The 23,121-nt window shown below is 55.2% G+C and carries 16 protein-coding genes and 3 pseudogenes; 14 read left to right on the top strand and 5 right to left on the bottom strand.

All coding sequences use genetic code 11. The annotated features are described in order from the left end of the window. The first annotated feature begins 889 nt into the window (after positions 1-889). Together ACFQUU_RS27740 and ACFQUU_RS27735 are read left to right on the top strand one after the other, a co-directional pair. Positions 890-1,993: a hypothetical protein gene (locus ACFQUU_RS27740; RefSeq protein WP_382251713.1), complete on the top strand. Its 1,104-nt coding sequence runs from the start codon at positions 890-892 to the stop codon at positions 1,991-1,993. 95 nt (positions 1,994-2,088) lie between these two features. After that, positions 2,089-2,326: pseudogene (locus ACFQUU_RS27735) on the top strand (transposase); the annotation flags it as partial. Here the strand turns inward: ACFQUU_RS27735 and ACFQUU_RS27730 are convergent. Continuing rightward, positions 2,327-2,788 (bottom strand): annotated as a pseudogene (locus ACFQUU_RS27730) (transposase); the annotation flags it as partial. 218 nt (positions 2,789-3,006) lie between these two features. On the opposite strand from ACFQUU_RS27730, the pseudogene ACFQUU_RS27725 reads away from it, so the two are divergent. Next, positions 3,007-3,381, top strand: a pseudogene (locus ACFQUU_RS27725) (pirin family protein). 39 nt (positions 3,382-3,420) lie between these two features. Next, a complete protein-coding gene (locus ACFQUU_RS27720; RefSeq protein ID WP_382251711.1) occupies positions 3,421-3,801 on the top strand; it encodes a pirin-like C-terminal cupin domain-containing protein in 381 nt (126 codons plus the stop codon). 725 nt (positions 3,802-4,526) lie between these two features. On the opposite strand, the gene fdhF is transcribed toward ACFQUU_RS27720, so the two are convergent. Both fdhF and ACFQUU_RS27710 read right to left on the bottom strand, forming a co-directional pair. Continuing rightward, positions 4,527-7,349: a formate dehydrogenase subunit alpha gene (gene fdhF / locus ACFQUU_RS27715; RefSeq protein ID WP_382251710.1), complete on the bottom strand. Its 2,823-nt coding sequence runs from the start codon at positions 7,347-7,349 to the stop codon at positions 4,527-4,529. Beyond that, complete coding sequence (locus tag ACFQUU_RS27710) at positions 7,346-9,073, bottom strand: NAD(P)H-dependent oxidoreductase subunit E (protein WP_382251708.1); 1,728 nt, start codon at positions 9,071-9,073, stop codon at positions 7,346-7,348. Before ACFQUU_RS27710 ends, fdhF begins: the two co-directional genes overlap by 4 nt. Before the next feature lie 135 nt (positions 9,074-9,208). On the opposite strand from ACFQUU_RS27710, the gene ACFQUU_RS27705 reads away from it, so the two are divergent. Both ACFQUU_RS27705 and ACFQUU_RS27700 read left to right on the top strand, forming a co-directional pair. After that, a complete protein-coding gene (locus ACFQUU_RS27705; protein WP_382251707.1) occupies positions 9,209-10,282 on the top strand; it encodes a substrate-binding domain-containing protein in 1,074 nt (357 codons plus the stop codon). Between the two features lie 502 nt (positions 10,283-10,784). After that, positions 10,785-13,769 (top strand): EAL domain-containing protein, encoded by a 2,985-nt coding sequence (locus ACFQUU_RS27700; RefSeq protein WP_382251705.1) that lies wholly within the window; start codon positions 10,785-10,787, stop codon positions 13,767-13,769. Between the two features lie 115 nt (positions 13,770-13,884). On the opposite strand, the gene ACFQUU_RS27695 is transcribed toward ACFQUU_RS27700, so the two are convergent. Then, entirely contained in the window at positions 13,885-14,286 is a 402-nt protein-coding gene (locus ACFQUU_RS27695; protein ID WP_382251703.1) for a GFA family protein, read from the bottom strand. A 123-nt stretch (positions 14,287-14,409) separates the two neighbouring features. Between ACFQUU_RS27695 and ACFQUU_RS27690 the strand changes: the two genes are divergently transcribed. Continuing rightward, positions 14,410-15,315, top strand: coding sequence for a LysR family transcriptional regulator (locus ACFQUU_RS27690; RefSeq protein ID WP_382251701.1), 906 nt, complete (start codon positions 14,410-14,412; stop codon positions 15,313-15,315). A 121-nt stretch (positions 15,316-15,436) separates the two neighbouring features. Here the strand turns inward: ACFQUU_RS27690 and ACFQUU_RS27685 are convergent, their stop codons facing one another. Then, positions 15,437-15,886 (bottom strand): PAS domain-containing protein, encoded by a 450-nt coding sequence (locus ACFQUU_RS27685; protein WP_382251700.1) that lies wholly within the window; start codon positions 15,884-15,886, stop codon positions 15,437-15,439. 496 nt (positions 15,887-16,382) lie between these two features. On the opposite strand from ACFQUU_RS27685, the gene ACFQUU_RS27680 reads away from it, so the two are divergent. From ACFQUU_RS27680 to ACFQUU_RS27650, 7 genes are all read left to right on the top strand, one after another. Beyond that, complete coding sequence (locus ACFQUU_RS27680) at positions 16,383-17,105, top strand: FAD-dependent oxidoreductase (RefSeq protein ID WP_382251699.1); 723 nt, start codon at positions 16,383-16,385, stop codon at positions 17,103-17,105. Positions 17,106-17,207: 102 nt separating this feature from the next. Beyond that, complete coding sequence (locus ACFQUU_RS27675; RefSeq protein ID WP_382251698.1) at positions 17,208-18,551, top strand: hypothetical protein; 1,344 nt, start codon at positions 17,208-17,210, stop codon at positions 18,549-18,551. 816 nt (positions 18,552-19,367) lie between these two features. Beyond that, complete coding sequence (locus ACFQUU_RS27670; RefSeq protein WP_382251696.1) at positions 19,368-20,360, top strand: universal stress protein; 993 nt, start codon at positions 19,368-19,370, stop codon at positions 20,358-20,360. Between the two features lies 1 nt (position 20,361). Continuing rightward, positions 20,362-20,808, top strand: a complete 447-nt coding sequence (locus ACFQUU_RS27665; protein WP_382251694.1) for a GreA/GreB family elongation factor — start codon at positions 20,362-20,364, stop codon at positions 20,806-20,808. 149 nt (positions 20,809-20,957) lie between these two features. Continuing rightward, positions 20,958-21,479, top strand: a complete 522-nt coding sequence (locus tag ACFQUU_RS27660) for a GNAT family N-acetyltransferase (RefSeq protein WP_382251693.1) — start codon at positions 20,958-20,960, stop codon at positions 21,477-21,479. 130 nt (positions 21,480-21,609) lie between these two features. Then, positions 21,610-22,026: an HPF/RaiA family ribosome-associated protein gene (locus ACFQUU_RS27655; protein ID WP_382251691.1), complete on the top strand. Its 417-nt coding sequence runs from the start codon at positions 21,610-21,612 to the stop codon at positions 22,024-22,026. A 540-nt stretch (positions 22,027-22,566) separates the two neighbouring features. Next, the gene (locus ACFQUU_RS27650; RefSeq protein ID WP_382251689.1) at positions 22,567-22,752 is read left to right on the top strand and encodes a hypothetical protein; all 186 of its coding nucleotides are present in this window, start codon (positions 22,567-22,569) and stop codon (positions 22,750-22,752) included. The last annotated feature ends 369 nt before the right edge of the window (positions 22,753-23,121 follow it).

Raw genomic sequence — 23,121 nt, 5'->3', positions numbered from 1 at the left:
GTTGTATCCGCTGACATCAATTCGCCATATGACTACAGAAACTGGCCCACCGCAATGGTTGAGGTACCTGCCGCCGCAGGTACCGCCTTAATTACTTCTTGACTCGCAGGGGAAGTCCTTGCAAACAGAATCGACCCTTTCCCGCCTGTCGGATAGCTGTCACCGATGTCTGCTATAGAACGAAAGATAGACATTGCGAACGGCGCCGGCGCGATTCCTAGCGTCGCCTTCCCTAACGGAGCGGCAAGTGCGCTCGGCTGGACCACCGTTGCCGCGGTTTCCCTTGCCTGTCGCCATGCGGCCAATCTCATTAAGAGAAATCAAACTGATTGGGTCGAACCGGAATAGTCTGGCTAAACCACGTCAGTGTACCTTCGTCGGTTCTCCGCGCAACAGAATGGACATGATGCCTTCATGCGCCGGGTCAATCCTCGGGCCGGGAAACCCCGGAGAGTTGCCGATTCTGTCTATAACGCTCGGCAGCCAATCTCGTTTACTTATTCAGCATTGCATTAAAGCAATTGTTGGTTTCTCACTATACGCAATATTCCGCATCGCCAAGCTTAAGTTCGCATGTTTTGATGTTTTACAAACCGCCTTCAAAAGGCATGCTGACTTGGCGTAGGCCTCCATCTATTCTGAACCCATGCATCGACCGGGAAGCGCAAGGCTTTCTTCTCATCATTCAGTCGGCGCCTCGCTGCCGGCTCGTCTGCAAGCTCGCACGCCTCGTCTGTTCAACTGCCAGTTGCATATGTTGGCCGGTCGTGCCCGAGCTCTTTTTGCCATATCGTCGGAGTCTGAAGACCACCTTCTCCGCTGTCTCTGTTCTGGCTAGGCATTTCCTGCAGACCTGTGTTGGAAGTCGTTTACCTTGAAGGAGCACATCATGAACCCGATTGCATTAGCGTCACCCTGGCATGGGCATACGGCCCATCGGTGGTTCACCAGGCTGGTCCTGCTTGCACTGCTCGCCTTGCCGCTTGCGGCCGCGGCACAGGGCTTTGCCGGCCTGGGCGGCATCATTACCAGCGACATCGCGGTCGGTAATAACAAGGACGGCCGCCTCGAAATCTTCGCGCGGGGAACCGACAACGCGCTATATCACAACTGGGAAACGGCGCCAAATTCCAATACCTGGTCAGGCTGGTATTCGCTGGGCGGGGTGTTGACCAGCAGTCCTGCCGTCGAGTCGAATGGCGATGGGCGACTGGAAGTCTTCGCGCGCGGCAGCGACAACGCCCTGTGGCATATCTGGCAGCTCGCGGATATCTCGACCTGGTCCAGCTGGGCGTCTTTGGGTGGGGTGATCACCACCAATCCGTCCGCGACGCGAAATGGCGACGGACGCCTGGAAGTTTTCGCGCGCGGCAGCGACAACGCCCTGTGGCATATCTGGCAGCTCGCGGATATCTCGACCTGGTCCAGCTGGGCGTCTTTGGGCGGGGTGATCACCACCGATCCGTCCGCGACGCGAAATGGCGACGGGCGCCTGGAAGTTTTCGCGCGCGGCAGCGACAACGCCCTGTGGCATATCTGGCAGCTCGCGGATATCTCGACCTGGTCCAGCTGGGCGTCTTTGGGTGGGGTGATCACCACCAATCCGTCCGCTACGCGAAATGGCGACGGGCGCCTGGAAGTTTTCGCGCGCGGCAGCGACAACGCCCTGTGGCATATCTGGCAGCTCGCGGATATCTCGACCTGGTCCAGCTGGGCGTCTTTGGGCGGGGTGATCACCACCGATCCAGGAGTCACGCGCAACGCCGACGGCAGGCTGGAAGTGTTTGCTAGAGGCTCGGACAATGCGCTGTGGCATATCTCGCAGAACGCGAATATCTCGACCTGGTCCGACTGGGCGTCTTTGGGCGGCGGACTGAGCACGCGGCCCGCGGTGGGCAATCACGCCGACGGACGCATCGACGTGTTTGTCGGCGGCACCGACTCTGCCGTCTGGCACCGTTGGCAGGTCAGCCCGAACGATGGCTGGAACTGACGTAGCATCGCGAGTGCTGCCGGGGCCCGGTGTCAGAATAGTTATCGTGTCACTTGATTGAAGTAAATCTTATTGGGGACGGGTAAAGAGTCGAAGTGAAATCGTATTCGGCGGAGCGAAAAGAAGTGGTACTACGGCGGATGATGCCGCCGGAGAACAAGGCGGTATCAGAACTGGCAAGAGAGACGGGAATCACTGAGCAGACCCTCTATACTTGGCGGCGTCAATTGAAGAATCAGGGAATGCCGGTGCCGGGAGATGGGAGGGACCCCCGAGGGATGGGCCTCGGAAGACAAGTTTGCGGTGGTGCTGGAGACAGCCGCGCTCAATGAACGAGGAAGGCGCGGCAATCAGCGTCGCATTAACAATCGTGCCGGTCTTGAGTGTCATGCCGCTGTCCTGCAGCACCCGGCCTGCCTGGGCAAACAGCTTCTCGCCAAACGGATGCTGCTCGAGCAAGTGTCGAAAGCGCAGCAGGCTGGTTGCATCCGGCACCGGCTCGCGGCCCAGATCGATGCCAGCGAAGCGGCGTAGGCTGGCGCTGTCGTACAGCGCTTCCCCGCACGCCAAGTCGGCCAGGTTGAACCAGTGCCGCAGGAAGTGAATGCGCAGCATGCGTTCCAGTCCAATGGGCGGCCGGCCGTTGCCCGGCTTGGGATAGACCGGCTCGACCACGGCGCACAAGGCTTCCCACGGCAGAATCTGATCCATCGTGTCCAGGAACTGATCGCGCCGCGTCGGCTTGCGGTACTGCTCGAATCCGTCTTGTGCCATGGCCAGAGTCTGCTGTGTCATTGTCCTTCGCCCCGGAGAGTTGTCGATTCAGTCTATAACGCTCGGCAACCAATCCTGTTTACTTGTTCAGCGTAGCCTAAAAATGGCGATCACCATTCGCAATCGATCAGCCTTGCTTTACAAGTGGAGCGACTGCAAGCCACGTCGTAAATAGCGACGGATCCGCGCGCAACACATCCCGCACCATCCTCTCGCAGAACTCGACTGTCCGACAGGACATGGCTGACTTGATTACGCGCGTGCCGGAACCTACCTTTTCCGGACCGAGCCCATTCCTGCTCATCGCCCACCATGGACCGCAGACGTTGCCGCCGAATAATCATGGTCTGCCGTTTGATCGGCATCCCTATCGCGGCTTCGAGACGGTCACGTTTGTCCGGCGTGGCGCCCTCATGCATTAGGACAGCCGAACAGGCGGACGGGTCGTACATAAAGGCGGCGTCCAATGGATGACGGCCGGGTCTGGCGTTACTCACAACGAATCCGCGCCGCCCGAACTTCGACGCGATGGTGGCCAGATTGAAATCCTGCAGCTTTGGCTCAATTTGCCGAGCCGCTTGAAGGGATCGGCACCAAACTACGTTGGCCTGTAAGCCGCCGATATTCCGAGCGTATCCAGGGACGGGGGCCGCGTGACCGTCCATGTGGTCGCGGGGCAGTTCGGCGATACGACCGGCGCGATGCAGTCTCTCACGGACGCCACGATGCAGGCCATTGACCTCAAGGCAGGCGGCAGCGTGACGCTACCTGCACCGGCCGGGCGCGCGGTCTTCCTGTACGTCGTCGAAGGCACTGTCGACATCGGTGATGAGAAGGTAGAGCAATACACCCGTGTCGAGTTCGACCAGAGCGGCGATGAGATCACCCTCACCGCGACGGATACCGCACATGTCATCTACGGCCATGCGCCGCTCATCGAGGAGCCAGTTACGGCGCGCGGTCCCTTCGTCATGACCACCCATGAAGAGGTGGTACAGGCCGCACGAGACTTCCAGGCCGGGCGCTTCAAATGACCGGCAAACAGTTTATGGACGGATCGGCTGCCACCCGTTATCAAAATTGATGAAACGTCCGCTCCCCGGCTTGGAGCCGTCAGTGGAGCGGACTATCTAACTGACCGGTTTTGGCCGATTGCTGACATACCAGCATAAATCTTCCATGACCGGTATACGCTCACAAGCCGACATACCAACGAAGCCGCGCGCACTTCATTGATTATCTAAAGGCAGTTCCTTTACTTATCCTGAATTTGCATGTCCTTCTTTTGTAAGTGCAGATAAATGGGCCATTTTATTTAAACCAGTCGCTTTGCTGCGAAAAATTAAAATCGTTTCAAGACTTTGCCGAGAGTGATTTTGCGCGATGGACCAAAATCGGCTTGGAAAGTTTGAAGTTTGTTGCGTACATCTAAATTGATGTGCCAGTCCCATAGGATGAAGGTGCTTAATAGGTCATGCCGACAGTGATTTGTCCACTTCGGAGGAGCTTGGCATCGGCATGCCGCAGAATTTGCGTGATGTCGGTTCGCCGGCGCAACTGCTTGATATGATCACTGAAAATTCCATAATAGACGGAGAAACCCTGGGAAGATTAATGCAGGCTCCGCAAGTACGGGGCATCCGTAGTAATCGGATCCATCGCCGCACGAACGTTACGCTATTGGGTTAACAACCTGCCACGTCCATCCGCACCATGATCTAGACTGCGGCCTTCTGATGCCGACCGCAGCAGTTGCACGTCAGGATACTTCGGTGACTCGATTCAGGATTTGGCCGCCACCATAGCTTCCCTGGACTGGCGCTTCACCGCCGGGTCGAACACGAATCGCGCAATACTTGAATTCCGGGATCTTGCCGTACGGGTCCAGCACCGGGTTGGTCAGCTTGTTGATCGCCGCTTCGTAATAGCAAAATGGCACAAAAATCGCTCCCTGAGGTGTACCTTCGTCCGCGCGTGCATAGAGAGTGACCTCACCTCGACGGGATTGTAGTGTGAGCAGTTCGCCGGGCTGTACGCCGAATTGGACCAAATCCATTGGATGGACCAGCGCTACTGGGTCCGGCTCAAGGGCGTCCAGTACGATGGCACGCCGCGTCATGCTGCCGGTATGCCAATGTTCCAATTGCCGTCCGGTGATCAGCACGAACGGGTAATCGCTGTCCGGCCGTTCTGCCGCCGGGATGACGTCTGCAGGGACAAAGCGCGCCTTTCCAGTGGTGGTCGGGAAATGATCGGTGAACACAATCGGTATGCCGGCATCGCCTTCAGTCGTGCAGGGGTAGGTAACCGCACCGTCCCGCTGCAACCGCTCCCATGTAATGCCGGCAATGCTTGGCATGCAGCGGCGCATTTCGTCGAATACCTCTGACACATCCGAATAGTTCCACGCAAGGCCGATGCGCCTGGCGATTTCCTGGATGATCCACAAGTCCTGTTTAGCCTCGCCTGGCGGATTGATCGCTTGCCGGCCGAGTTGCACGATACGGTCGGTATTCGTGAAGGTGCCGGTTTTTTCAGCAAATGCCGATGCCGGAAGCACCACGTCGGCCAAGTAGGCCGTTTCAGTCAGAAAGATATCCTGGACCACCAGGAAGTCCAGTGCAGCTAATGCCTCGCGTGCATGATTGACGTCGGGGTCGGACATCGCCGGGTTCTCGCCCATGATGTACATGCCGCGCACCTTGCCTTCCAACGCTGCATCCATGACCTCGACAACGGTTAATCCAGGCTGCGGATCAAGGCTGGTCTGCCATAGCGTCTCGAAGTGCTGGCGTACCGCTGGATTGTCGACCCGCTGGTAGTCCGGGTACATCATCGGGATCAAACCGGCATCAGATGCACCCTGCACATTATTTTGCCCACGCAATGGATGCAACCCTGTACCCGGACGCCCGATCTGACCGGTCATCAGTGCCAGTGCAATCAGGCAGCGTACGTTGTCGGTACCATGGACATGCTGCGATACGCCCATGCCCCACAGGATCATGGAGGCCTTTGAAGTCGCATACAGCCGGGCCACATCCCGGATGGTGCCTGCATCGATACCGCACACGGCCGCCATACGTTCAGGACTATATTCTTTGACGTTTTGTTTCAGTTCCTCATAATCGGTAGTGCGTTCGGCAATGAACTGATCATCAGCGAGGCCCTCTTCCACGATCACGTGCATCATGGCGTTGAGCAAGGCGACGTCAGTATCCGCGTGGAACTGAAGCGTGCGATGCGCATGGCGACTCAAATCGGTCCGCCGCGGATCGGCGATCACCAGCTTGGTGCCATTCTTGACCGCGTTCTTGATCCAGGTAGCCGCTACCGGGTGGTTAACAGTCGGGTTCGCACCGATGATCAGGACCACTTCCGCTTCGGTAACATCCATGACCGGATTGGAGACCGCACCGGAACCAATGCCTTCCAGCAGTGCCGCGACAGACGATGCGTGGCACAGACGGGTGCAGTGGTCGACGTTGTTGCTGCCAAAACCGGTACGGACCAGCTTTTGAAACAGATACGCTTCCTCATTGCTGCCCTTGGCCGAACCGAAGCCGACCAGTGCGCGCTTACCGTGCAGTTCCTTTACCCGGCTTAACTGCTGGCCCACCAGAGACAAGGCTTCGTCCCAGCTTGCTTCACGATAGACGTCGAGGATACGCTCGGGATCCATCGGCGCATGGGGATCCTTCCGCACGCCCGGCCGGCGGATCAATGGCTTGGTGAGCCTCTGCGGATGATGTGCGTAGTCAAAGCCATAACGACCCTTCACGCACAGGCGCCCCTTGTTTGCCGGGCCATCGCGGCCTTCAACGTACAGGATCTGGTTGTCCTTGACGTTGTAGGTCAACTGGCAGCCGACACCACAGTACGGGCAAACCGAATCGACTTTCTTGTCAGGCACAGGCAATGCTGCGTCACGCGCCGGCATCAAGGCGCCCGTCGGACAGGCTTGCACGCATTCGCCACAAGCCACGCAGGTCGATGCGCCCATCGGATCGTCCATGTCAAAGACAATCTTTGCGCCGTTGCCGCGCAGTGCCAGACCGATCACGTCGTTGACCTGCTCGTCCCGGCAGGCACGCAAGCAGCGCGTGCACTGGATGCAGGCATCCAGGTTAACGCTGATCGCGGGATGGCTATTGTCATGCGCGACACGCTTTCTGGCCTCGAAACGTGGCTTGCCGATTGCAAGGCGTTCGGCCCATTCCTGCATCTCGTTGTCACGGCCGCGCAAGTGTTCGCCGACATCCGCCATCAGCAATTCAACCACCACTTTCTGCGCACGGGTCGCTCGCATACTGTCCGTTGTCACCTTCATGCCGTTGGCAGGATGCCGGCAACAGGAAGGTGCCAGCACCCGCTCTCCCGCGATCTCGACGACGCAGGCGCGGCAGTTGCCGGCGGGCTCCAGACCATCGGTATGGCACAGGTGAGGTATCGCGACGCCTTCGCGCTTTGCAACCTGGAGCAGCGTTTCGGTAGCTGAGGCGGCAACGATCTTGCCATTGAGCTCAAACTGCACGATAGCGGCCGGCGCATCCTTATTTTCCTGGCGAAGAATGGCATTCACGGCTGTGCTCCTTTGTGGTCCAGTTCATGGGAGAAGTACTTGATGACACAATCGACCGGATTGGGAGCCGCCTGTCCCAGTCCACAGATGGATGCCTCGCGCATGACCATGGAAAGATCGGCAAGCAAGGCTTCGTCCCAGTTCGATCCCGATATCAACTGCAGTGTCTTGACCGTGCCGGCCCGACACGGTGTGCACTGACCGCATGATTCGTCCGCGAAGAAGTGCATCATGTTGCGTGCCGCATCCATTGCGCTGTCTTTGTCTGACAAGACAATGATCGCGGCCGAGCCGATAAAGCAGCCATAGGGTTGCAAGGTGTCGAAATCCAATGGAATGTCGTTCAGGCTGGCGGGCAGGATACCGCCCGACGCACCGCCCGGCAGATAAGCATAAAACCGGTGGCCGTCCTGCATACCGCCGCAGTATTCGTCGATCAGTTCCTGTATCGTGATGCCCGCCGGGGCAACGTGCACGCCGGGCTTTTTTACACGGCCAGACACGGAAAAAGAACGCAGTCCTTTGCGACCATGCCGGCCTTGTGCAGCAAACCAGGCCGCGCCTCGCTGCAGCAGCGTGGGTACCCAATACAGCGTTTCGAAATTATGTTCCAGTGTAGGCCGGTCGAATAAGCCGACTTGGGCGACATAGGGAGGGCGCAACCGCGGCATGCCTCGCTTACCCTCAATGGACTCGATCATCGCCGACTCTTCGCCGCAGATATAAGCGCCAGCGCCACGCCGCAAATGAATCGTCGGCATCACATTGACCGGCGGATCGATTGTCAGCCGCTCCAATTCCCGTTGCAGCAACGCCCGGCAGCCGTGGTATTCGTCTCGCAGGTAAATGTAAATATCATCGATGCCGACCGCCCAGGCTGCAATCAGCATACCTTCAAGAAACTGATGTGGCTGGCGCTCCAGGTAGGTACGATCCTTGAAAGTCCCGGGTTCGCCCTCGTCGATGTTGACCGCCATCAGACGCGGACCAGGCTCCGCGCGTACGATGCGCCATTTTCGTCCGGCTGGGAACCCTGCTCCGCCAAGGCCGCGCAGGCCGGAATCTTCCAGTGCCCGGATCACCTGTTCGACATCGCGCTCGCCACCTGCGCAAGCTTGCAGCAATGCATAGCCTCCGTTGCGCCGGTATGCGTCGTAGTCTTCGTACGGAGGCAGCGGTTCTTCCACACTGGCCGATGCAATTGCAGCACTCACCTGACCCAGACTTGCAGCGGGGATGGCATGCTGGCCCACGACCACGACCGGGGCCTGCTCGCAACGCCCCACGCAGGGGGCCGATACGACCCGAACATTGGTATCCAGAATTGCCGATAAACGCTCAAAGAGGTCATCCGCACCTGCCATCTGGCAGGAAAGGCTTTTACACACCCGCACGGTCAGATCGGCGGGCTTGGTGTCGCCTTGGTCACCATCATCGCGCACCACATCGAAATGATGATAGAACGTCGCCACCTCGTACACTTCGGCCTGCGCCATGCGCATTTCTTGCGCCAATGCAGCAAGATGGCGGGACGACAGCTGGCGATAGCGATCCTGAATCAAGTGCAGGTGTTCGATCAACAAGTCGCGACGACGTGGTAATTCGCCAAGCAGTGCCTGCACTTCCGCCAGGGCGGCTGGGTCGACGCGCCTGCCTTTGGGTGCCTGACGCTTGCGTTCACGTGGTTCTTGTGCGGCACGGATAGGGATGACTTTTTGGTCCATGGAGACTTTATCGATTTAAAAACCTGTACGCCAATCTATAATATGCACGAAATGACATATATTTATGTTCATTACCGAGAGACTGTAGCAGAGAGCGGAGTGAGAACAAATATGTTTGAATTTACATAGATATTTATGAAAGTCATCCTATCCCCCCGTTGGGCCATCGCCCCGCCAGACGGCAATAGCGACCCAGTGGACGCAACATTGCTGATTCAACTGCTGTCGCGTGTTCAGACAGCGGGTTCTATCGCCGCCGCCGGTCGTATCATGAACATGTCATACCGCCATGCCTGGGGTATTTTGCGCGATGCCGAACTCTTTTTTGGCAGCAAATTGATCGTCAAGCGACCCGGCAAAGGTACAGACCTCAGCGAGCTTGCCAATGTTCTGATCCAGGCAGACAGGCGTTTTTCCGCACGCCTGGCCCCGACGCTGGAATCGCTCGCATCTGAACTGGAGGCAGAACTGCGCAAAGTGTTGCCGTTCAAGCGCGAAGCGATCCGATTGTTTGCCAGTCATGGCTTTGCGGTCGAAACGCTGCTGGGATTGATCAAGAAGGAAGGCGCTCTCATTGAAGTGCGCTATCGAAACAGCAGCGAAGCACTTGCGGCGCTGGCCAATGACGAATGCCAGCTCGCGGGCTTCCACGTACCGATAGGCGAGTTTGAAGAGCCTGTCCTAAAGCAGTATCGAAAGTGGCTCACACCGGATTACGCGTTGATCCAGGTCGCGACCAGGCGTCAGGGCTTATTCGTTGCACGTGGCAATCCTCATGGAATTAAAGGTCTGGCGGACCTTGCACGCAAGGATATCCGTTTCGTGAACCGTCAGGCAGGCTCAGGCACACGGATGCTGCTGGAAATGATGCTCCAGCGCTGCGATATTCGTTCGCAAGATATTCACGGATTTGAAACCGCCGAATTTACCCACGCGGCCGTCGCCGCGTATATCGCCAGTGGTATGGCTGAAGTTGGCTTTGGCGTTGAAACGGCAGCACAGCGTTTCAATCTGCACTTCATTCCACTCGCAATTGAGCGCTATTTCTTTGCCACAAAGGCGCTCAATCTTGATCTGGCTGGAATAGAACAATTGATGGCACTCATGAAGTCGGACGCCTTTCGCCAATCGGCGAAGGCGCTGGAAGGCTATGACGCAAGCAAGGCTGGCAATGTGCTGACCGTGCATGCAGCTTTCAATGAACCATGACCAGCACCTGTTGTGTGTAACCTGTGCCTCATACACCTTGATGCCAGACCGGGGTTGACCGATCCAGGGTTGTTCCTTATGAGGAAAGCCAGGTATCAACGGAGGAGCTTTACTGCATGGAACTCCAGATACCCGTCAATAAAGGCGCAGATGAAAAATAATAGCTGTGGCTGTAACCCACCTTCATCTTCAACATGGTTGATCGACCTTCAGCGCGTGCCGCTTCGCTGAATAAATCGGAGCGAAGCGGAAAATAATTAACCTGTTTAACTTGTCGAAAGCATGATTTGCCGAATAGACGGCAAGCGGGTCTGGTTATGCACCCGCACCAACACTTTGTGCCAGTTCGTTATACTGAGATTCCGCGCCGGGATGTATTTTCCGCCCCGGCATCCGAAAAATTTAAGCGCGGCAATCTTCGATGCCCATCTCTTGGACTTTCAAGTCGCAGCCGAACGATACTCCTCCCATGCCGGGTAACACGAGCCTGGACGAGGAGCGAATGCGTGTCCTTTTGATCGCATTTCTCACATTGCTCTTCATCGGCATTATCACCAACCTTATCTACACGCTGTCACAAGCAAGACAAGGCGTTCTGCAGTTGCAGCAACTGACCTCGGAAAAGCTGGTTCATGTATTGGAGCAGCAAACCGCTGACAGCCTGAATGCCGTCGAACTTGCGTTACAATCATCCTCCCGCTCGATCGCACTGCCGTCATCGCAGAAGCGCAAGGATGATGAAGCAGTGCACGACATCCTTGTCTCTGCGATCCGGAACCTGCCTTTCGTTCGCGCCATCTGGGTACTGGATACGGAAGGTGACATGATCCATGACAGCGAACGCTTGCCCGGGAAGTACAACCTTTCCGATAGAGACTACTTCAAGGTACACCGGGAAACGACGACGCAAGGCTTATACATCGACCGGCCGCAGTTGAGCAAGCATGGCGTCTGGTTCATCGGCGTCAGCCTGCGCATCAGCCGCCCGGATGGTTCGTTTGGCGGCGTGATTGCGGCCGCTGTCGAACCAAGACATTTTCATCAATTCTACAAGTCGATTAAACCTGGAAATGACGGCGTGGTCTCGCTCCTCGGCACTGACGGCACGCTGATGCTGCGGGTGCCAGATCAGCACGGTATTGAAGGAAAGAAGCTGAATCCGCTCCCTCGCTTCGTCGGAATGTTGCCGCATGCAAACGTGGGCAGTTATTCTGCCAAAAGCAGTGTGGACAACGTTGAACGCATCTATTTCTATCGCCGTGTCCGGGGCCGGCCGTTGGTCGTGCTGGTCGGGATTGGCGAGCGCGAAGTCCTTGCGCCATGGCGGAACGCGGCACAGGCCTATACGGCCGTGTCCGTTGCATTTCTGTTCCTAGTCTGTTGGCTAGGGTACGTCGGGCTGCATGAACTCCGGCGTCGCGCCAGCCTTCACAAGGCGTTGGTGTCAAGCGAGTCGGCATTGAACGCGGCTCAAAAACTTGCACGTATTGGCAGTTGGGAATTTGACCTGCAGCGCAAGAAGGGTAAATGGTCGGAGGAAATGTTTGCTTTGCTGGCCATGCAGAAGACGCCGGATTCGCCGCCGTTGCATCAGTTCCTTGAGGCGTTACATCCGGATGACCGAACCGAGGTTGAGTCGGCATTCCGGCAAGGACGTGCCTGGCTTGGCGAACTACGTACCAATCCCGACAAGGGACCAGTGCGGTACCTGTACTTCAGCAGCGCGGAACAAAAAAACGAGAGGGGCGAAACCACGGCGATCAGTGGCACGCTGCAGGACGTGACGCAGCGCCATTTCGCCGATGAAAAGCTGAACCTGGCCGCGCGCGTCTTTAACCATATGCAAGACGGAATCGTAGTCACGGATATCGACGGAAGGATCGTCGCCGTCAACGCTGCCTTCGAACGCATCACCGGCTATCCAGAGATGGACGTCCTCGGGCAGCATCCCACCATGCTGCGCTCCGAACGCCATCACGACGCGTTCTATCGATCCATTCTCGACGCCGTCGAGACCAACGGAGAATGGCGTGGCGAGATTTGGGGGAAAAGAAAGAACGGTGCCGCCTATCTGCAATGGATGACCATCAGCGTCATGCGTGACAATGCCGGCCGCCGGACCGGCTACGTGGCGGTGATCACGGACCTTAGCGAAATCACGGAGGCAAATGCCCAATTGACATTCCTGTCCAACCACGATCCGTTGACACGGTTGCCCAACCGGCGCTTGCTTAATGATCGCCTGCAGCAAACCATTGATAATGCTCAGCCAGAACATCCCGCGGTCGCAGTACTGATTCTCAATGTCGATCGCCTGCAACGGCTTAACGATAGTCTGGGACATGAGGCCGGGGACACGGTCCTGTGGGAAATCGCGAGGCGCCTGATTGCACGCCTGCCGCATGGCGATACATTGGCACGCCCAGGCAGCGATAAGTTCGTGATCGTGTTCACACGATTCGAGGACAATAACGATGTCATTACCTTTGCGCACCAGTTGCTAGACGAAATTGCTGCGCCCATCCTGGTTCAGGGTCGAAATCTCTCGGTAACAGCGAGCGTAGGCATTTCTGTCTATCCTTATGACGGAATACATGCAAGTGATCTGCTGAAGAACGCAGATGCCGCTTTGTCGAACGCCAAGCAGTACGGTCCGGGAACACTGCGTTTTTTCAAGTCAACCATGAATGCGCAGGCGCTCCATTGGATTTCGATAGAACATGAGCTGCGCGGCGCACTAGGACGCAACGAGCTCTTGCTGTATTACCAACCACAGGTATGCCTTAGTAATGGACGCTTATGTGGCGTGGAAGCCCTGCTCCGCTGGGACAGTCCCAAGCTCGGCATGGTCATGCCGGCCGACTTCATTCCGATGGCGGAAGATATCGGCCTGATCGTCCAGATCGGCGAATGGGTCATCCGGCAGGCATGCGCGCAAGCGAGGGATTGGCAGGAGACAGGTCCGGCGCCATTGATTGTCGCGGTCAATGTATCGGCCCAGCAAGTCGCCGCCGGAACGCTGGTTCAGGTAGTGGAAAGCGCACTTGCGCAATCCGGCCTGCAGCCGCGTTATCTAGAGATCGAACTGACGGAAAGTGTACTAATGCGGGACACGGAAATCGCTCTGCGCCAGATCGCTGCCTTGCGAGAACTTGGCGTCCGCGTATCGCTGGACGACTTTGGAACAGGCTACTCTTCTCTTGGCTACCTGAGCCGCTTTGCCCTGGATAAGCTGAAAATCGATCAATGCTTTATCCGTGACATCATTGCGGATACACGCAGTGCGGCGATTGCACGCGCGACGATCGCGTTGGCACATGGCCTCGGTATTAGGGTGATTGCCGAGGGCGTTGAAAACGCCGAGCAACTTGAATACCTGCGCGCAGCCGGTTGCGACGAAGTGCAAGGCTTTCTGATTGGACGGCCCGCGCCACCCAGCCAGCTTGCCGAACTTCAAATGAGCTGGCAGGCAATCTCCCCCTGTTAAGTCTTGAGCAGGCCCTACGTCACACCGCTTAGCTGCGCAGTTCACTTCGGGTCCTTACTCATCAGCAAATAAAACAGGGGTTAAACCCGGCTTAAAACACTCGCTCGCATGGCTGTCAATAGCCGTATCCCTCATGCTGGGGGAGTTGGTCTGTAATTTCGAACCATGGCGCCTTGCTTCCTACGAAAACATGCCGCCCTGCCCGCACACCGGGATCGGTATCCAAGGTCCCGAGCGGAAAACCAAACACTTCGGGGTACTTGTCGAAACGCGTCAACAGACTCGACCCACATTGACTGCAAAAACCTTTGTGTTCACCCGGCGAGGATTCATAGTACTTGACGAGCTTCTCTCCCGATACCCATTCCCAATCCTTGCTCGCCACTTTGGCACGCGTGCGAAAGGCCGAAGCATGCAGCTTTCGGCACATTGAGCAATGGCAGTTGAGGACGTCAGTCAGTGGGCCGTGGATGCGGTATTGCACACCTTGGCAAAGACAGCTTCCGCGTTGCGTCATGAGTTTCTCCTGATTGTGGATGATAGATAAAATACCTGATGCATATAATCTTATGACTGGCAGAAACTTTGATAAAGTGGACAGTGATGAATAGATTCTTCACGTTTACTGAATAATTACCGAATGGACCAGCTTTTCAACATGCAGGTGTTTTGCCAGATCATCGACTCAGGCAGTCTGGCGCAGGCTTCACGCGTGCTTGGACTTGCACCCGCAACTGTTACCGGTGTATTAGCACGCACGGAGAAAAAACTCGGCGTGCGCCTGCTCGATCGAACCACGCGCCGCATCAATGTCACGGAAGCCGGGCGACTTTGGTATGAGCATGCCAACCGGATCATTGAGCAGGCCATGGAGGCAGAAGACGCTGTACGAAGCCTAGCCGCCGAACCTCGTGGCACTCTCCGTGTCACCTTACCCTTAGGCGTGGCGATGACGTTCGTTTATCCTCATTTGCATGAGTTCTCCACGCAATATCCGAAGATTCATCTCGATCTACAGGTAAGTGACAGGATTGTCGATCTTGTCGGGAATCGCTTTGACCTCGCCTTTCGTGCCGGCCATGCCAAGGATTCGGACCTTATGATTCGCCGGCTGCTGCCTTATCGTCGCATTACCTGCGCCAGCCCTCAATACCTTGCATTATATGGAGCGCCGCAGCACCCTTCGGATCTGCTACAACATCAGTGCCTTCTTTATTGTCATGAACCCCATCCCTTGCACTGGGAATATCGGCTGAATGGCGTCGCGATGAAGGTTGCTGTTAAAGGTACGCATGCGAGCAACGAATCGCACGCGCTGCTCGCATGGGCTCGAAGTGGGCTCGGCATTACCATACAGCCAGAATGGCTGGTCGACGACGACCTGCGCAACGGCCGCCTGATCCGCTTGCTTGATAAATATGCGATGAGCATGGCTTCAGAATTGCCAGCGATCTATGCAGTGTTTCCAAAGGCGCGCAACCGTCCGAAGAAGGTGGAAGCCTTTGTGCAGTTCTTCGCAAAGAAAATGAACGAACGATACATCTAGAGCGGCCTCAGCCTGGCTGTACCGTTGATGCCGTACACTTTGTCTGGCGCCATGCGTTGCGACTCTTCGCCATGTCATCGTCCGGGGTTGCGTCTGGAGCCAAGCGCGGCGTTGGTCATGGTCAATCGTGGCGCATTGACTTCATCTCAGCAAGCTGTCGGCGAAGATTCCGCTCCTCAACATACCGTTCCGTAGCATCGCGGGCGACTGCCAATGCTCCGATGATTTTGCCGTCGCTATCGCTCACCACGGCAAAACTCATATCTACGTAAAGCTGCTGGCCGCCCTTGTGTAGCGATCGTGTAATTGCCGAGCGTTTACCGTGTGCCGTGCTGCCCCGCATGATCGCTTGATGGAATCCGTCCCAATGCGCTTTGCGCAAATGGTCAGGGATGATGAGATTAAGGCTGCGTCCGAGAGCTTCGTCAGAAGCATAGCCAAATAAAGATGCGGCTCCCGCGTTCCATATTTTAATGGTCCCTTCCAGATCTGACAAAATCAATGCCTCCGGCATGGATTCGAGAATACGCTGATACAGCGTTGCGACTGGAACATTAGCGTCTGTTGACATGCGGCTCTCCTTACAAAAATCTTCATGTACAGCAGTGGATGCATTTCAGGGCCGGCTTTCCTTGTTCATCAAAATTATTGTCTACTATTGCGCATTTCGGGAACGTGGGAAACGGCAGTGTCATCAAATGTCGTACTACTACCAAAAACGTTCGAAGACCATGGCAAGGACATGCACCTACCTGCTGTAATTGGTGCTGTACGCATCAAAGTTGCTGACGTCTGAAATACGATTGCCAATCCAGATCTTAGCCTACATTCGAACTGGCAAGATGGCGATACGCCCAAAGTACTTTCAGATTGAAGGTGGCTTATTCATGAATGCTATCAAGGACAACGACATGCCTTGAAATATATAAGGTGATGTAAACGCGTTCGCAGAACCGGTGCCCCTGCGCTCATTGCGGCGTTAGGAGAAACGACGCAAAGATTTTTAGCAATTCATGACGGCTCAGATGCCGCCGTAGCATCAATGCCTGATACTTAAGGAGTACGTCGTGGCTACCTACCAAGTTCGGCTCACGCATAGCAAAGAGATTGCCACCGGTACGATGGCATTTCACTTCAATAAGCCACATGACTTCAATTTTAAGCCGGGGCAGGCAGTCGATCTCGTGCTGATCAATCCTGAAAGTCAAAGCGCCGAGCCGCTGCGTCACACCTTTTCTATCGCTAGCGCACCTTACCAGGAAGGTCTGGAAATTGCCACGCGTATGCGCGACACGGCATATAAACGCTTGCTCCGGGAGCTCAAATCTGGCACGGCAGCAACCATCGAGGGGCCGTTCGGTTCCCTAACTCTTCACAAGGATATCGCACGTCCTGCTGTTTTCATTGCGGGCGGTATCGGCATTACGCCGTTTATAAGCATATTGCGGCAGGCAACCCGTGACAAAACGCCGCAGCAATTGGTTCTTCTCTACACGAACCGACGGCCGGAGGATTCTGCATATCTCGACGAACTGCAGCGACTCGACAAACAAAATGAACGGTTTCAACTCGTGGCAACGATGACTGACATTGGAAGATCAGTCCTGCCGTGGAAAGGAAAAACACGGTCTTTAGACACTGCATTCGTCGAAGATGCCACTGGAGGCCTCGTGGCACCCATATTTTATACGGCTGGACCACCAGGAATGGTGGAAACCGTACGCAGCATTCTGGCGGGCATAGGTGCCAGTGAAAATGATATTCGTAGCGAGGATTTTTACGGCTACTAGGACACCGCGGCGGTATTGTACTGGAGAGAAATACGCAGCGTTTTAACGCAATGCGGGCAGCGCCAGGATACCCGCTGCATGCCACCGGAAAGGAATTTAACCATGAAACCGACGGATAAGTGTGAACCCGTTCCTGTCTGTAACCAGATCAAGCAAGCCCAGGTATGGGTCGGCACTATTTTCGTCAACACTTGGCGAAACCTGACGCTGCTTACAGTCGTCGGCGTGACGACCATGTTGGTGGTGGCCTGCGGCGCCGACGCAGATCAATCAGCAGGCAATAACAATCAAGGCGCGCTGAATCCGGATCAAACACAAAGTCCAATGTCCGACTCGCTTCTCCTTGCACAAGGAAAGCAGATCTTTCGTTTCGATACCTTCGGCGATGAAACGCAATGGACAGACACGCTGCGCATGCACGAGGTCATCCGCACTGCCGTCGATCCGTTGACAGCATTGTCGGTCGGCTTGAAGGTCGATTCAGAAGCATTACCCCCTCCCGTAGTAGAAGGCATCAAGAACGGCAGTATCGATTTAAAGGCGCCAGATACCACCGTAGCGCTTCTCAAACTCAATGCCGTCGTTGGGCTGCAAGGGAAAGTCGAGACAATCAATGGCAAGGATACGCTGACACGTGTTGGCGTCACGTGCGCCCTGTGCCATTCAACCGTTGATAACTCGTTCTCTCCCGGCATTGGCAAACGACTCGACGGGTGGGCAAACCGCGATCTCAATCCAGGAGCGATCATTGCATTGTCGCCTGCGCTGAGCGCAACCATGAAAGCGGTTTACAACTCCTGGGGCAAAGGCATGTACGATCCGCGCTTCAATCAAGATGGCAAGAATGGCCCACAGGTTATTCCTCCTGCCTATGGTCTCGACGGTATTCATCGCATTACTTCGACGGGCGACGGTGAAGACGTCGCGTACTGGAACCGCTATGTCGGTATTACGCAGATGGGCGGACATGGAACATTCATCGAACCGCGAACGGGCGTTCGGGTTACGAACGGGACGGACGATCAGATAACGCCTAAATTGCCGGCTCTACAGGCGTATCAACTCAGCCTGAAAGCTCCGCCGCCGCCCTCAGGAAGTTTCGATCCGGTCGCCGCAGCGCGAGGCAAAGTCTTGTTCAATGGCGCTGCAAGATGTGTCACCTGTCATAGCGGTCCCGAGCTGACCGACGCAAACTTCCGGTTGCATCTGCCGGCAGAGGTAGTAAGTGAGCCCGAACCCAATGGTACGCCTAGCTACGCATCAAGAAGCGCGACCGGTCTGTATCGCACCGCGCCGCTGCGCGGCGTATGGCAACACCCGCCCTATTTTCATAACGGGACGGCTGCTACGCTGGAGGCCGTAGTGGAAACCTATAACACCAAGCAGTCCTTGGGATTGACAGAAAGTGAAATATTGGACCTCGCGCAATATCTGAAGTCCCTGTAGGCGTCAAACTTGACGGAATGTCCGGATTCGGTCGGTGAGAGTCGAATATAGACAGAAAAATGGCGAGCGAATGCAAAACCCGGAACTGGCGACTCGCCGCCCACTGTTCCACACGCCTTGCAGCTTCGAGGCACCCTGTTGACGAATAATTCAAAGCGTATATACTCAAGTCACATTCAATCATCCTCATATTGACACTAAAATGAACAAGGCCTGCATTCTCGCGAATCGCAATTGTTCGACTCTGAACGAGGGAGTGTCATCTATTGTTGCGCACTTAAATTTGAGTCAGCGTTCGTGGCATTTGCCACACGGGAATGTTTTCTCGAATGTTCTCCATACGCAGTTGTCTGCCCGGAATCTCGCCTGCCTCTCTTAGGCTCGGCGAGCGCCTAAGAGAACCCTTGGTTCTCACCGCCTCCCGAGCCATACCCCAAAGACCTAATTAACCTGTCTGCGCCTTAGCGGCGTCGGATGGACCTCGTCCTATGATCGGCCATGCTACTCGCACCGGCCGTTGGGGATCCTTTTGCCATGGAAAATGAACGCTTCTTGTCCCAAAGCGATGTAGAGATTCTGAGCGAACTCTCGGACGACTTGCTACGCATACTTGGGATTCATCTTCACCGTTTTGAGCAGTTAGTTAACTTGGTTTCAGGCGCTCGCCCCCGCTTAAAACATTACCGCATTTGACATGAAGGGAGCCAGTAACAACAAGCTGAGGTACACGTTATAGCGTTTGCGAAGTACTCATCGACGACATAAGAGCATCGTCACGTAGGTACCGAGGTAGCGGCTTTAGCAAGGGAGGTAGCAATGATCAAATTGAAAAAGATTCTGGTCGCCACGGACCATTCGCCCCGAGCCCGTTGGGCAGAAAACCGCGCAGCCGTGCTTAGTGTTGAATTAAACGCGGATTTACTCGACATTATGTCGATGCCCGGAACACTCAAGGCATCTCCTTGTTCGCAGGCACTCACGAGCGAAAAGATTGGGGATGCTATCTCTCTCGATACCTTATTGCATGGACGAAAATTACCAGGTTCAATAATGCCCATCGCTTCGCAGCCGGTCTGCACGCGATCTACGGCTACCAGTAAACCCGTGACTGCGATTCTGGAGCGCGCTAATGAGTTGGCTGCCGACCTTACTGTGGTAGCCGCCAAAGAGCGTACTACCATGGTTGATTTTTTTACCTGTCAAACCAACAGTGAGCTTATTCGTCAAAGCGATCGGCCTATCCTTTTAGTTAACTCACAATCGCAGGCGCCATACTCAAAAATAATAGTGGCGATTGATTTTTCGGAGCATTCGCGAGATGCAGCTCTGCTTGCTTTGGCTGTCGCTCCAACCGCTTATTTTACTTTCCTCAATGCATGCCACGTGACAAACGAAGGAATCATGCGAGAGGCGGGAATCACGAACGAGGTGATTAATAAATACAGGGACAAGGCATGCGAAAGAGCGCGGGCTCGTTTGAACCAGTTCATTGACGACCTCGGACCACGTAGAGAACTTATCGCGCGTGCGATTCAGTACGGATTCCCCGTTCCCGTTATTTGCGACCGTGCAAAACGGTTAAATGCCGACCTGATCGTTATCGGCAAACATGGAACGTCACGGCTCCACGAATTCCTGCTCGGAAGCGTGGCGCAGCGTCTTATTGACCATACAAGCTGTGACCTACTCGTTGTCGCCACGCCGCGCCGCCTCTGCCGTGAAAAACCTCTGCAACGTGATAAAGCGGTGCCAAAACTTGGGCCACCAAACGCAGGGGATCACGATACGTTTATTCCAAGAAGGAAGTGACATGATTGAACAAACTCAGCATGATAGACACCCGTCGCGTGAAGCTGGGGAACTGGTTTGCGTTACGCTCTCTACTGCGGACCACGGTCGTTTAACTCAAGTTCTGTCGCGGGAATGTGAGGCAAACAGCCATGCTAATGCTTTACTGGCAAAGAAATTATCAGCAGCTCGCCTTATTGCCCCTCAACGTGTACCACCAGATCTCGTTACGATGAATTCGAGGGTCCTCTTTGTTGAAATTGACACGCAAGCTGTTTATGGGTTCACACTTGCCTATCCAGGGCCGAACATGCATACAGGTGAAGTGTCTGTACTTTCCGCAGTTGGCGCAGCATTGCTCGGCCTATCAACGGGACAAGACATCCACTGGATTGGCGCATCGGGGCGACGACTAGGATTACGGGTGCTGGACGTGATTTATCAGCCTGAAGCAAACGGTACGTATTAGGGCTAACTCTATGCAGCGCCAAGAAAAGAGCCATAGTCACTTCTGGCGACCCCTACGGCTCTCAGCGAATATATTCCGGAACAGATTGGTAACACAGGATATAGCCCGGCCAGAGACCTATCACAGCTAATTCAAACAACGAGGAATTCATGAACGACACGCCTATTGCATTTTGGTATCGATCCGTACAGGACGACGATCTAGCAGCCATACTGCACATCCAGGCGGAGAACTACCCACGTGAAATGCAGGAGTCTCCTGACGTCATTGCGAAACGGATTACGGCTGCGCGGGATACCTCCCTGGTCACGCTCAACTCTCACGGTGTGTGTGCTTACCTGTTTGCCTATCACTCACTTCTGGGACGTGTCACTCCTCTCGACGGCAAATTCTCCATTGCGTCGAAACCTGATTCGCTTTATCTGCATGACCTTGCCGTTTCAAGGCAATCGACAGGGCTTGGAATAGGACGCACATTGGTAAACGTCGCATTCGAGCTGGCGAAAATGCGGGGAATCAGCCATTCTGCCCTCATCGCAGTCCAGCGATCCTCGTCGTTTTGGACACACTTAGGGTTCAGGGTTTACATCGGATTGGATGCTGATTCCGAGTTGATGGTGCGTACTTATCCAGGCAATCCCTGTTACATGGTCAAAGCACTCCTTTCGTAATGCATCGTCGAGTAGCTTTGCCCGATCAAGAAATCCAAGGCCTCTACGGATAATTAGTAAACGTTCCAATGTTCTCTCGTTTTTCAGATCCCAATCTCAGCTTATTCTGTATTCCTGCTTGAGAGCGGACATGAAACAATGTAAATACGGCTCAGCTGAGCCGCATCAAATGTTCGGCAAGGAGGTTTCCATGCAGGTTCATTTCATTTCGAACGATTTTTTCTTAACCCCTTCACTGCACGACCATCTCAGCAAACGGTTGCAGTTCGCGTTTGTGTCGCTTCAGAACAAAATAGCGACGGTATCCGTGCGCCTTCGCGATCTGAACGGGCCGAAAGGAGGCCGCGACATGTTATGCCAGGTGTCCGTCGTCATTCCCGGACGGCCCAAACTGCTGGTGAAGGATATTCAGGAAGATATGTATTCAGCGATTGACTGTGCCGTAAAGCGAGCTTCTTACAGAGCGTCACGGATCATTGCGCGACAACGGCAGGCCGTCCGTAAAATTACCCGGCCGGCCATGAACGAGGAAGTTCATCCGGAATAGTGCTTCCACCGTCAACGTGGCGTGGTTAGCAGCCATGGAATGCACAGGGTGACGTATATGGAATAACTCAGACGGCCCTTGGCTGCACTAAATATGCAGGCTGTTCTGCATAGCTGCGCCGTTTTTCCGAATACACTTATGTAGGCCACCGTGGTCGCATAAGCAGAATGCCGATTCCTTGCTTCGACAGGAATCGGCGCTATTATTTAATCAAATTCGACACTAGATTTCAATGAAGCAGCGCACCGACAAAAATATTGTTTTCGGATATCCACTGAACAGGATATTGCTGCGTCGCGCATTGCCGCATTCTAGGATCCAGTCTACCTCTGCCCTGATGTCGTTCTATATGACTTCGACCGGGCACCTGACGTCGCAGGCCGTCGCCTGCCTCCCTTTGGCTCGGCGGGTCGGTTGAGCTGGTCATAACCAGTCTTCTGTTCACGCCGAGTAACACGAATCCCAGTGCTGCATAGGGCACCTGCCAAATGCAACACATTCTTCTGTTTTGCTTCACCCGAGAGGGTTGGGACTGTGATCATGACAAACATTAACTATTCGCTGCAGCGAGATGCCGGCTCGCGGGCTAAACGTATTCTGACACGCGTTAATAAACGTCGTCGTGCAAAAGAGCTGGTCGAAACCGGGAGGCGGACGCGGGCATGGATACGTATTTTTATCGCCTTCAAAATTGCATTGATAACGACGACCTTCATGCTCGGGTGACGATGACGCCGAGCGTGATTTTTACGATGAACAGTCAATGGTTGCTCAAGCGCAGGGGCGTTGAGCGGTGGAGTTGACGAATTGTGCAATGTGTATATACTCAAGTGAAATTAGCCTACCTTCCTACTGACGCCAACGTGAACAAGATCTGCATTCAGATGAATCGCAACTGTTCGTCCCTGAACGAGGGAGTGTCACCTATGGCTTCGCGCTTTGTTCCTGACCATGTTCAGTGCCGCACTGCATTCGGGTATCTGCTCTCGAATGCCGGCCGCGCGCAATTGTCCACCCGAGACCTCGCCTGCCTCTCTTAGGCTCGGCGAGCGCTGAAGAGAACCATCGGTTCTCACCGCCTCCCGAGCCACCCCA

It is taken from the genome of Herbaspirillum sp. GCM10030257, assembly GCF_042666555.1.
GTDB lineage: Bacteria > Pseudomonadota > Gammaproteobacteria > Burkholderiales > Burkholderiaceae_D > Noviherbaspirillum.
The sequence above is the reverse complement of the archived record's forward strand: the minus strand, read 5'-3'. Positions and strand labels throughout refer to the sequence as shown.

Coding starts and splice junctions, on each gene's coding strand:
- ACFQUU_RS27740 (WP_382251713.1), top strand. CDS start 890: ATGAACCCGATTGCATTAGCGTCACCCTGGCATGGGCATACGGCCCAT.
- ACFQUU_RS27710 (WP_382251708.1), bottom strand. CDS start 9,073: ATGGACCAAAAAGTCATCCCTATCCGTGCCGCACAAGAACCACGTGAA.
- ACFQUU_RS27705 (WP_382251707.1), top strand. CDS start 9,209: ATGAAAGTCATCCTATCCCCCCGTTGGGCCATCGCCCCGCCAGACGGC.
- ACFQUU_RS27700 (WP_382251705.1), top strand. CDS start 10,785: ATGCGTGTCCTTTTGATCGCATTTCTCACATTGCTCTTCATCGGCATT.
- ACFQUU_RS27695 (WP_382251703.1), bottom strand. CDS start 14,286: ATGACGCAACGCGGAAGCTGTCTTTGCCAAGGTGTGCAATACCGCATC.
- ACFQUU_RS27690 (WP_382251701.1), top strand. CDS start 14,410: ATGGACCAGCTTTTCAACATGCAGGTGTTTTGCCAGATCATCGACTCA.
- ACFQUU_RS27685 (WP_382251700.1), bottom strand. CDS start 15,886: ATGTCAACAGACGCTAATGTTCCAGTCGCAACGCTGTATCAGCGTATT.
- ACFQUU_RS27675 (WP_382251698.1), top strand. CDS start 17,208: ATGAAACCGACGGATAAGTGTGAACCCGTTCCTGTCTGTAACCAGATC.
- ACFQUU_RS27670 (WP_382251696.1), top strand. CDS start 19,368: ATGATCAAATTGAAAAAGATTCTGGTCGCCACGGACCATTCGCCCCGA.
- ACFQUU_RS27665 (WP_382251694.1), top strand. CDS start 20,362: ATGATTGAACAAACTCAGCATGATAGACACCCGTCGCGTGAAGCTGGG.
- ACFQUU_RS27660 (WP_382251693.1), top strand. CDS start 20,958: ATGAACGACACGCCTATTGCATTTTGGTATCGATCCGTACAGGACGAC.
- ACFQUU_RS27655 (WP_382251691.1), top strand. CDS start 21,610: ATGAAACAATGTAAATACGGCTCAGCTGAGCCGCATCAAATGTTCGGC.
- ACFQUU_RS27650 (WP_382251689.1), top strand. CDS start 22,567: ATGACAAACATTAACTATTCGCTGCAGCGAGATGCCGGCTCGCGGGCT.